Source organism: Actinomycetota bacterium (assembly GCA_036280995.1).
GTDB lineage: Bacteria > Actinomycetota > CALGFH01 > CALGFH01 > CALGFH01 > CALGFH01.
In genome coordinates, this window is sequence record DASUPQ010000197.1 from 1 (window position 1) to 10,241 (window position 10,241).

Genomic DNA, 10,241 nt, shown 5'->3' on the forward strand with positions numbered 1-10,241 from the left:
ACGTGGCCGACTGCCATTCGGTCTGGAGGCCCAGCTTGGCCGCGACGGCGTTGAACAGGTCGACGTCCCAGCCGACGACCGTCTTGCCGTCGGCGTCGAGGAACTCGTTCGGGGCGTAGCTGGCGTCGGTCCCGATCAGGACCTTGCCGTCGGACTTGATCGCGTCCGGGACCTTGGCGGCCAGGGCCTCGTCGACCGCCGGGGCGGCGGCGGTCGTGTCGGTGGTCCCGCCCCCAGTCGTCTCGCCGTCGTCGCCACAGCCGGCCGCGACCAGGGCCATGGCCAGGACCAGGCCAAAAAGCGCCCCGCGGCGCCACCTGCGTGCCTTCATCGCGTTCCTCCCGTCTCTCCCACCCTCACTGATCTGTGTGCACGATAGCCGTTCTTGGCTTCCTCCGTTGCCAGCTTGCGAGATGATGCCGCCTATGAAGCCACCGGTGTTCGCCTATCACCGGCCGGAGACGGTCGCCGAGGCGCTGGACGTGCTGGCCGAGGTGGGCCACGACGGCAAGGTCCTGGCCGGCGGCCAGAGCCTGGTCCCGCTGCTCAACATGCGGCTGGCCGCCCCCGCCCACCTGGTCGACGTCAACCGGCTGGCCGAGCTGGACGTCGTCGCCCGGGAGCCGGACGGGGTCCGGGTCGGCGCTCTGGCCCGCCACGCCCGGGTCGAGGACGACCAGGCCGCCGCCGGCGCCGTCCCGCTGCTCGGTCAGGCGATCGCCGACATCGCCCACACCGCCATCCGCAACCGCGGCACGGTGGTCGGCAGCCTGGTCCACGCCGACCCGGCGGCCGAGCTGCCGGCGGTGCTGGCCCTGCTGGGCGGGACCATGGAGCTGGCCAGCGCCGGCGGGTCCCGGCGGGTGGCCGCGGCCGACTTCTTCCTGGGGCCGCTGGAGTCGGCCGTGCGGCCGGGGGAGCTGGCCACGGCGGCGGTGTTCCCGGCGCCGCCGGCCGGCAGCGGCAGCGCCTGGGTGGAGGTGGCCCGGCGCCACGGCGACTACGCCGTCTGCGGGGTCGGGGCGCTGGTCACCCTCGACCAGGGGCTGCGGGTCGGCTCCGCCCGGGCGGCGCTGATCTCGGCCGGGCCGGTGCCGGTGCCGGTCGACCTGACCGACGCCCTCGGCGGCCAGCCCCACGACGCCGCCGACTGGGCCGGCGCCGGCCGCCTGGCCGCGGCCGCCGTCGACCCCGAGGCCGACATCCACGCCAGCGCCGCCTACCGCCGCCACCTGGCCGGGGTCCTGACCGCCCGGGCGGCCAGGGCCGCCGCCGCCCATGCCGCCTCGCGACTGGAGGGGGCGGCGTGAGCGAGCCGCTGCACGAGACCCGGCTGGTGGTCAACGGCGTGCCCCACACCGTGCAGGTGCCGGCGCGGCGGCTGCTGGCCGACTGCCTGCGCCACGACCTGGGGCTGACCGGCACCCACCTGGGCTGCGAGCACGGCGTCTGCGGGGCCTGCACGGTGCTGGTCGACGGGCAGCCGATGCGCTCGTGCCTGCTGTTCGCCGCCGGGATGGACGGGGCCGAGATCACCACCGTCGAGGGCTGCCGGGCCCCCGATGGCGGCCTCGGCCCGGTGCAGCAGGCGTTCCGGGACTGCCACGGGCTCCAGTGCGGCTTCTGCACCCCCGGGTTCGTCACCACCATCACCGCCTGGCTGCGGGAGCATCCCGACCCCACCGAGGCGCAGGCCCGCGAGGCCATCGGCGGCAACCTCTGCCGCTGCACCGGCTACCAGAACATCGTCGCCTCGGTCCTGCGGGCGGCCGAGCTGCTGAAGGAAGCGCCGTGACGACGCGGACGATGGGGGAGCCGATCGCCCGGCGGGAGGACCCGCGGCTGGTCGCCGGGGACGGCCGCTTCCTGGACGACCTGGGCCCGGAGGCGCTGGCGGCGGCGTTCGTGCGCAGCCCCCATGCCGCCGCCCGGGTGGTCGACGTCGACGTCAGCCGGGCCCTGGAGGTCGACGGGCTGGTGGCCATCTACACCTACGAGGACCTGGAGGGGCCGGTGGCCGAGCCGCTGCCCCTGCTGATCCCGCACCCCCGCCTGCACGCCCCCAGGACCGGCTACCCGCTGGCCAACGGGGTCGTCCGCCACGTCGGCGAGCCGGTGGCCATGGTGGTGGCCCGCGACCGCTACCTGGCCGAGGACGCCTGCGAGCGGATCGCCGTCACCTACGAGCCGCTGGCCCCGGTGGTCGGCCTGGACGCGGCCGTGGCCGCCGAGCGGACGGTCCACGACGACGTGGCCGACAACGTGGCCGCCCGCATGGTCCAGGAGCACGGCGACGCCCGCGCCGCCGTGGCCGCCGCCCCCCACCGGCTCGAGCTCGACCTGGCCATCGAGCGGTCCGCCTCCATGCCCATGGAGGGCCGCGGCGTCTACGCCCGCTGGGACGCCGCCGACCGGTCCCTGCGCGTCTACAGCTCGACCCAGACCTCGACCTCGGTCCGGTTCGCCCTGGCCGTCAAGCTGGGGGTGCCGGTGGACCGGGTCGAGGTGGTCGCCCCCGACGTCGGCGGCGGCTTCGGGGTCAAGATCGTCCACCCCTGGCCCGAGGAGGTGCTGGTCCCGTGGGCCGCGATCCGCCTCGGGCGCGAGGTCAAGTGGGCCGAGGACCGGCGCGAGCACTTCGTCGCCGCCGCCCACGAGCGGGGTCAGCGCCACCACGTCAGCGTCGGCTTCGACGACGAGGGCCGCCTGCTCGGCCTCGACGTCGAGTTCCTCCACGACAACGGCGCCTACACCCCGTACGGGATCATCGTCCCCATCATCACCGCGACCCAGCTTCTCGGCCCCTACAAGCCGGGCGCCTACCGGGTCGAGTTCCGCTCCCTCTACACCAACACCGTGATCGTCACCCCCTACCGGGGCGCCGGCCGGCCCCAGGCGGCGTTCGCGATGGAGCGGACCATGGACGCGATCGCCGCCTACCTGGGCCGCGACCGGGCCGAGGTGCGGGCGGCCAACTTCATCCAGCCCGACGAGATGCCCTACGACCACCACCTCACCTTCCAGGACGGGCGGCCGCTGATCTACGACTCCGGCGACTACCCGGCCACCCTGGACAAGGTCAAGAAGCTGGTCGGCTGGGACGAGTTCCCCGCCTTCCGGTCCGGGGCGAGGGCGGCCGGGCGGCGGGTCGGGATCGGCCTGGCCTGCTACGTCGAGGGCACCGGGGTCGGCCCGTACGAGGGCGCCCACGTGCGCGTCGAGACCAACGGCACAGTGGTCGTGGCCACCGGCCTGACCACCCAGGGCCAGGGCCACGAGACGGCCTTCGCCCAGGTGGCGGCCGAGACCCTCGGGGTGCCGGTGGAGCGGGTCACGGTCGTGACCGGCGACACCCGCCGCTTCAAGTACGCCGTCGGGACCTTCGCCAGCCGGGCGGCGGTGATGAGCGGCAACGCCGTCGCCCTGGCCGCCGGCAAGGTCAGGGCCAAGGCTCTGCGGATCGCCGCCGAGGCCCTGGAGGCCGACCCGGGCGACCTGGAGCTGGCCGAGGGCGCGGTCAGGGTCAGGGGCGCCCCGGAGCGCGAGATCGCCCTGGAGACGGTGGCCGTGCTGGCCAACCCGCTGCGCTACGCCTTCGACGACCAGACCCGGCTGGCCACCCAGTTCGTGGTCGGCCGGGGGGTGGAGGCGCCGCCGGTCGACGAGGACGACGAGCCCGGGCTGGAGGCGACCGACTTCTACTCGCCGCTCCGCTCCACCTTCGCCAACGGCATGCACGCGGTCGTGGTCGAGACCGACCCGGAGACGGCCGAGGTCCGGATCCTGCGCTACTGCGTGGTCCACGACTGCGGCACGCTGATCAACCCGCGGATCGTCGAGGGGCAGATCCACGGCGGGGTCGCCCAGGGGGTCGGCGGGGCCCTGTACGAGCGGATCGTCTACGACGAGAACGGCCAGCTGCTCAACGCCTCGTTCATGGACTTCCTGATGCCGTACGCCTCCGAAGTGCCCAAGATCGAGACCGACCACCTGGAGACGCCGTCGCCGCTCAACCCGCTCGGCATCAAGGGGGCCGGCGAGGCGGGCACGATCGCCGCCTCGGCCGTGCTGGCCGCGGCCATCTCCGACGCCGAGGGGTTCTTCGTCGACCGCATGCCGATCTCCCCGTCGGACCTGTGGGCGCTGCGGGAACGCCATGCGAGGAAGGAGGAGGGATGAGGATCGCCGGCAACGCCACCCTGCACGCCCCCGTGGAGGCCGTGTACGACGCCCTGCGGGACCCGCGGGTGCTGGTCCGCACCATCCCCGGCTGCGAGCGCCTGGAGCAGGTCGGCGAGGACGCCTACCAGATGACCGTCACCGCCGGCGTGGCCTCGGTCCGGGGCACCTACGCCGGCGACGTCCGCCTCACCGACCACCGCGCCCCCCACGCCTTCGTCCTCCGGGCGAGCGGTTCGGGCGCCCCCGGCACCGTCTCGGCCGACGTCGCCGTCGAGCTCGCCTCCGGCGACAACGGCACCACCGTCCTGTCCTACGACGCCGACGCCGTCGTCGGCGGCATGATCGGCGGCGTCGGCCAACGCCTCCTCTCCGGCGTCGCCAAACGCACGGCGGGCGAGTTCTTCGCCGCCGTCGATGAGGTTCTGGGAGGAGGCGGGGCCGAGGAGCCCGCCCCATCGACTCCGACCGAGGAGGCGGGCGCCCTCCTCACCCCGGCCGGGGAGGCGGGGGCGGCGGCCCGGGCAGGTGCCCGGGGGGCCGGGCCACGCGTGTACCGCGCCCCCGCCCGCCCGGCGGCCACCCCCGGCGGGGAGTTCGCCGCCGGCGTGGCCCTGGGCGCGGCCGCCGCCCTCCTCGGCGCCCTGGTCGGCGGCTACCTGGCCCGCCGCGCCTCCCGACCCCGCCCCCGCCGGAGCAGGAGGCGCTGACCCCGTGCGACCCTTCACCGCGGCGGCCGTCCAGACCGCCCCCGCCCCCGGCCCCCTGACCCCGGCCTCCGTCAAGGCCAACCTCGGCACCTGCGTCGACCTGGTCGAGCGCTGCGTCGCCGCCACCGCCGCCGACCTGGTCGTGCTGCCCGAGTCGGCCACCACCGGCTACACCCCCGGGGTCGACCCGGCCACCCTCTGGGACCTGGTCAGCGAGGTCCCCGGCCCGGTCACCGAGCCCCTCCAGGACGCGGCCCGGCGCCTCGGCGTCCACCTCGTCGCCGGCACCTACGAACGCGGCCGCGAGCGCGGCACCGTCCACAACAGCGCCGTCCTGATCGGCCCGACCGGCGACGTCCTCGGCAGCTACCGCAAGACCCACGTCTTCTACCTGGAGGACCGCGACGCCGGCGGCTGGGTCACCCGCGGCGACCAGGCCGTGGTCGTCGACACCGACCTGGCCCGGATCGGCCTGCTCATCTGCTACGACGGCGACTTCCCGGAGCTGGCCAGGGCCGAGGCCGTGCTCGGGGCCGAGGTCCTGTGCCGGCCGTCGGCGCTGCTGCGCCCGGCCGACATCTGGGAGCTGACCAACCGGGCCCGGGCCTACGACAACCACGTGTTCGTGGTCGGAGCCAACGCCACCGGCGCCGACCCGGCCGGGACGCTGTACTTCGGCAACTCGATGGTCGTCTCCCCGGTCGCCGAGGTGATGGCCAGGGCCGCCACCCAGCCGGGCTGGTGCTGCGCCCGCCTCGACCCGGCCACGGCCATGGCCACCGTCGCCCCCGGGGCCAGCGTCCCCCAGCGCTTCGACCACCTCGCCGACCGCAACCTGGCCCTGGTCGAGGGCCACCTCGACGACCTCCGCCGCCCCGCCAGGACGAGGTTCCCGCACCCGCCGCCCGAACGATGACCGTCCCGCGCCGGATCCGGGTCGGGGTCGACACCGGCGGGACCTTCACCGACGTGGTCGCCTTCGACGAGGACAGCGGCGAGCTGGCCGCCGTCAAGACCCCCTCGACCCCGGCCGACCCGGCCGAGGGGTTCATGGCCGGGGTGGCCAAGGTCCTGGCCGCCCTCGGGGTCGGCCCGGAGGCGGTCAGCGCCGTCTGCCACGGCACCACCGTGGCCACCAACCAGCTCCTCGAGGGCCGGGTCGGCCGGCTCGGCTTCGTCACCACCGAGGGCTTCGGGGCCCTGCTGGAGATCGCCCGCCAGAGCGTCCCCGACGGCTACGGCAACAGCTACTTCTGGGTCAAGCCGCCCCGGATCGTCCCCGCCGACCTGGTCAGGACCGTCGGCGGCCGGCTCGACCACAGCGGTGCCGAGCTGCGCCCGTTCGACGAGGAGGGGGCCCGGGCGGCCGCCCGCTTCCTGCGCGACCGGGCGGTGACCGCCGTTGGCGTGTGCTTCCTGCACGCCTACGCCAACCCGGCCCACGAACGGCGCATGCGCGAGGTCCTGGCCGCCGAGCACCCCGGGGCGGCGGTGTCGCTCTCCAGCGAGGTGCTGCGCGAGTACCGCGAGTACGAGCGGGCCATGACCACCCTGGTCGACGCCGCCGTCAAGCCGCGGGTCGGCCGCTACGTGGCCACCATCGCCCGCCGCCTGGACGAGCTGGCGCCGGGAACGCCGCCGCCGTTCTACGTGATGAAGTCCAACGGCGGCGTCCTGTCGGCCGCCGAGGTCGTCCACCAGCCGATCTCGACCGTGCTGTCCGGGCCGGCGGCCGGGGCCCTTGGGGCGGCCCTGGCGACCAGGACGGCCGGGTTCGACCGGGTCCTGACCCTGGACGGCGGCGGCACCTCGACCGACGTCAGCGTGGTCCTGGACGGCGAGCCGGCCCTGACCACCGAGGGCAGCGTCGGCGGCTGGCCGTCCAAGATCCCCATGGTCGACGTGGTCACCGTTGGCGCCGGCGGCGGGTCGGTGGCCTGGCTGTCGCGCGAGGGCGGGCTCAAGGTCGGGCCCCGCTCGGCCGGGGCCGACCCCGGGCCGATGTGCTACGGACGCGGCGGGGCCGAGCCGACCGTGACCGACGCCAGCCTCGTCCTGGGCCGGATCCCGCCCCACCTGCTCGGCGGCGAGGTCCCCCTCGACCCGGCCGCGGCCGCCACCGGCCTGGAGGCGCTGGGGGCCAAGCTCGGGCTCGAGCTGCCCGCCGTCGCCGCCGGGGTGCTGGAGATCTCGGCCTGGAACCAGGCCAACGCCCTGCGTCAGGTCACCGTCCAGCGCGGCCTGGACGTGCGCGACTTCGTGCTCGCCACCTTCGGCGGGTCGGGGTCGCTGGCCGTCTGCCGGCTGCTGGAGCTGCTCGGCCTGCCCGCGGCCGTCGTCCCCCGCGACCCGGGCAACCTGTCCGCCTTCGGCCTGCTCACCGTCGACGTCAAGAACGACGAGGTCCAGACGGCGGTCGCCGGCCACGCCGACCTCGACCCGGCCGCCGTCGCCGCCACCCTGGCCGCCCTCGAGGAACGCGCCGCCCGGGCCCTTGACGCCGAGGGCTTCGCCCGGCCGGCCCACCGCTACCTGCGCTCGGCCGACCTGCGCTACGTCGGCCAGGCGTTCGAGGTCCGCGTCCCGGTCCCCGACGGCCCCGTCGACCACGCCCTCACCGACGCCACCGTGGCCGCCTTCCACGACGCCCACCAGCGCCGCTACGGCTACAGCTTCCGCGACGACCCCACCCAGCAGGTCGAGTGGGTCAACCTCCGGGTCACCGGCGTCGGCCCCATCCGCCGCCCCACCCTCCGCCCCCTCACCCCAGACACCCCCCGCCCCCCGGGCGCCTCCCCCTCCACTCCAGCCTCCATCCCCGTTCCCGCCGGGACCCGGCCCGCCTGCTTCGACCCGGCGCGTGGATTTGTCGACACGGCGATCTATCACCGTGAGGACCTGTCGCCAGGGGACCTCGTGGGCGGGCCGGCGGTGGTGGAGGAGTACGGCGCCACGGTGCCGCTCCACCCGGGATTCCGGGCCCGGGTCGACCGCTTCGGCAACCTGCTCGTGACCCGGGAGGGCGAGCCGTGACCGGCCTCGACCCGGTCACCCTGGAGATCGTCGAGGGGACGCTGGCCGCCGTCGAGCGGGAGGTGGAGACGGCCATCGGGCGGACGGCCAGGTCGCCGATGATCCGGGACGCCCACGACTTCCGGGCCGGGATCCACGACGCCCGGCTGCGCAAGCTGACCGGGCGGTCCTACTCGGCCCTGGTCCACCCGGTGGTGCGCGACTTCCCGCTGGCGACGATGCGGCCCGGGGACGTGTTCTTCCACAACGACGTCTACCTGTCCGAGGGCGGCATCGGGCACCTGCCCGACCTGTGCGTCACCGTGCCGGTGTTCGCGGGCGGCCGGGTGGTCGCGTTCGTGCAGGCCTTCGGGCACCACGACGACATCGGCGGGGCCGTCCCCGGGTCGATGCCGTCCCATGCCACCAGCGTGTTCGAGGAGGGGCTGATGGTCCCCCCGATCCGGCTGTGGGACGCCGGCGTCCCCAACCGGGCCGCGCTGACCATCATGACCCGCAACTCGCGCATGCCCGAGTCGCTGGCCGCCGACCTCGACGCCGAGTGCTCGGCCTGCCTGATGGGCGCCCGCCGCCTGGCCGAGCTGTTCGAGCGCTACGGCGACGCCACCGTCGAGGCCTGCTTCGACGCCATCGTCGACCAGACCACCGAGGCCTTCCGGCGCGAGCTGCTGTCGCGGATCCCCGAGGGCACCTGGACCTGGGAGGACTACGCCGAGCACGACGGCGTCGACCCCCCGCGCCTGCACGCCCAGCGGATCACCCTGACCAAGACGGCCACCGACGGCGGCCGCCTGATCCTCGACTTCACCGGCACCTCGCCCCAGGCCAAGGGCCCGATCAACCACGCAGGCGACTACGCCGACGGCAACTTCCTCGCCAAGTGGCTGGCCCCGATCCTGCGCAACCTGGCCGAGACCCCGGAGCGGGCGGCCGAGCTGGACGTCAACGAGGGCGTCGTCCCCCTGCTGGAGCTGCGCTTCCCGCCCAAGGGGACCCTGCTCACCCCCGTCTTCCCGGCCCCGACCAACGCCCGCACCTTCGTCATCCTGCGCCTGCTCGGGGTCCTGGCCGGGGTGCTGGCCAAGGCCACCGGGGGCGCCATGCCGGCCGACCAGGAGACGATCCGCTACACCGGGGTCTACGGCGACGACGCCGACGGCCGCCCCTACCTGATGCGCGAGGTGCTGGGGGGCGGCTCCGGCGGCCGCCCGTACGCCGACGGCGAGGACACCGTCCACGTCGTCCCCGACTCGCGCAACATCCCGGTCGAGTTCGCCGAGGCGCGCTGGCCGTTCCTGGTCGAGCGCCTCGGCCTGGCCGTCGACTCCGGCGGCCCCGGCCGCCACCGCGGCGGCCTCGGCTACGAGAAGCACCTCCGCATGCTCCGCGACGCCCACTTCATGTCGATCGCCGACCGCTCCCTGCTCGCCTGCTGGGGCGTGGCCGGGGGCCGGGCCGGCCGGCCGTTCGAGGTGGTGATCGACCCCGGCGGCCCGGCCGAGCGGGCCGTCGACGCCCTGGCCGACGCCGAGCCGGTCCGGGCCGGCGAGCTCATCCGCATCCGCACCACCGGCGGCGGCGGCTGGGGCGACCCCCTCGACCGCCCCTACGACGAGGTCGTCCGGGACGTGCGCTGGGGCAAGGTCAGCGTGGCCGGCGCCCGCGACGACTACGGCGTGGTCGTCACCGGCGGCCCCGACGACGCGGCCGTCGACCGGCCCGCCTCCGACGCCCTCCGGGCCGCCGGCCAGGCCGCCCGCAGCGGCGACGAACCCTTCTTCGACCGCGGCCCCGGCTATGCCGTGCTCGCCGGGCGGCCGTCCGCCGATATCGATCAACCTGACGGGGTAGGGTGACCCCATGGAGCGCAACGTCTACCTGACCGCCATCGAGCCGGGCAGCGGGAAGTCGGCCGTCGCCCTCGGCGTCATGGAGGCGCTGGCCTCGCTGGGCCGGGTGGGGTACTTCCGGCCGATCGTGGCCGGGGGCGAGCAGCCCGACAACGACATCGAGCTGATCCGGCGGCGCTACCGGCTCCCCCAGACCTACGAGGAGTCGTTCGGGGCGGTGGTCGACGACCTGCGGGCGATGAGCGACCGGGGACGCTACGACCAGCTGCTCAAGCGGATCCTGGACGCCTACAAGCGGCTCGACGACACCACCGACCTGCTGCTGGTCGAGGGGAGCGACTTCAGCGAGGCGTCACGGGCGCTGGAGTTCGACTTCAACGCCGACGTCGCCCGCAACCTGGGCTGCCCGGTGCTGCTGGTGGTGCGGGGCCGCGACCGGTCGGTCGAGCGGGTGCTGGAGGTCGTCCAG

The 10,241-nt window shown here is 75.2% G+C and carries 9 protein-coding genes; 8 read left to right on the plus strand and 1 reads right to left on the minus strand.

Translation table 11 applies throughout. The annotated features are described in order from the left end of the window. The coding region (locus VF468_06200) for a transporter substrate-binding domain-containing protein (protein HEX5877901.1) at positions 1-331 on the minus strand (331 nt) is incomplete at its 3' end. Between the two features lie 94 nt (positions 332-425). On the opposite strand from VF468_06200, the gene VF468_06205 reads away from it, so the two are divergent. From VF468_06205 to VF468_06240, 8 genes are all read left to right on the plus strand, one after another. After that, positions 426-1,310 carry a xanthine dehydrogenase family protein subunit M gene (locus VF468_06205; GenBank protein ID HEX5877902.1) on the plus strand — a complete coding sequence of 295 codons (885 nt, stop codon included), beginning with the start codon at positions 426-428 and terminating at the stop codon, positions 1,308-1,310. Continuing rightward, positions 1,307-1,795 carry a (2Fe-2S)-binding protein gene (locus VF468_06210; protein ID HEX5877903.1) on the plus strand — a complete coding sequence of 163 codons (489 nt, stop codon included), beginning with the start codon at positions 1,307-1,309 and terminating at the stop codon, positions 1,793-1,795. Before VF468_06205 ends, VF468_06210 begins: the two co-directional genes overlap by 4 nt. After that, positions 1,792-4,179, plus strand: coding sequence for an aerobic carbon-monoxide dehydrogenase large subunit (cutA, locus tag VF468_06215; GenBank protein HEX5877904.1), 2,388 nt, complete (start codon positions 1,792-1,794; stop codon positions 4,177-4,179). Before VF468_06210 ends, cutA begins: the two co-directional genes overlap by 4 nt. Beyond that, positions 4,176-4,889, plus strand: a complete 714-nt coding sequence (locus VF468_06220; GenBank protein ID HEX5877905.1) for a carbon monoxide dehydrogenase subunit G — start codon at positions 4,176-4,178, stop codon at positions 4,887-4,889. Before cutA ends, VF468_06220 begins: the two co-directional genes overlap by 4 nt. A gap of 4 nt (positions 4,890-4,893) precedes the next feature. Then, positions 4,894-5,805 (plus strand): carbon-nitrogen hydrolase family protein, encoded by a 912-nt coding sequence (locus tag VF468_06225; GenBank protein ID HEX5877906.1) that lies wholly within the window; start codon positions 4,894-4,896, stop codon positions 5,803-5,805. After that, the gene (locus tag VF468_06230) at positions 5,802-7,922 is read left to right on the plus strand and encodes a hydantoinase/oxoprolinase family protein (GenBank protein ID HEX5877907.1); all 2,121 of its coding nucleotides are present in this window, start codon (positions 5,802-5,804) and stop codon (positions 7,920-7,922) included. The genes VF468_06225 and VF468_06230 overlap by 4 nt, the downstream gene beginning before the upstream one ends. Next, the gene (locus VF468_06235) at positions 7,919-9,778 is read left to right on the plus strand and encodes a hydantoinase B/oxoprolinase family protein (GenBank protein HEX5877908.1); all 1,860 of its coding nucleotides are present in this window, start codon (positions 7,919-7,921) and stop codon (positions 9,776-9,778) included. Before VF468_06230 ends, VF468_06235 begins: the two co-directional genes overlap by 4 nt. 4 nt (positions 9,779-9,782) lie before the next feature. Then, positions 9,783-10,241: AAA family ATPase (locus tag VF468_06240; GenBank protein ID HEX5877909.1), on the plus strand; the 459-nt coding region annotated here is incomplete at its 3' end.

Excerpts from the sequence above, each read along its gene's own strand:
- VF468_06205 (HEX5877902.1), top strand. The coding sequence starts at position 426 with ATGAAGCCACCGGTGTTCGCCTATCACCGGCCGGAGACGGTCGCCGAG.
- VF468_06220 (HEX5877905.1), top strand. The coding sequence starts at position 4,176 with ATGAGGATCGCCGGCAACGCCACCCTGCACGCCCCCGTGGAGGCCGTG.
- VF468_06230 (HEX5877907.1), top strand. The coding sequence starts at position 5,802 with ATGACCGTCCCGCGCCGGATCCGGGTCGGGGTCGACACCGGCGGGACC.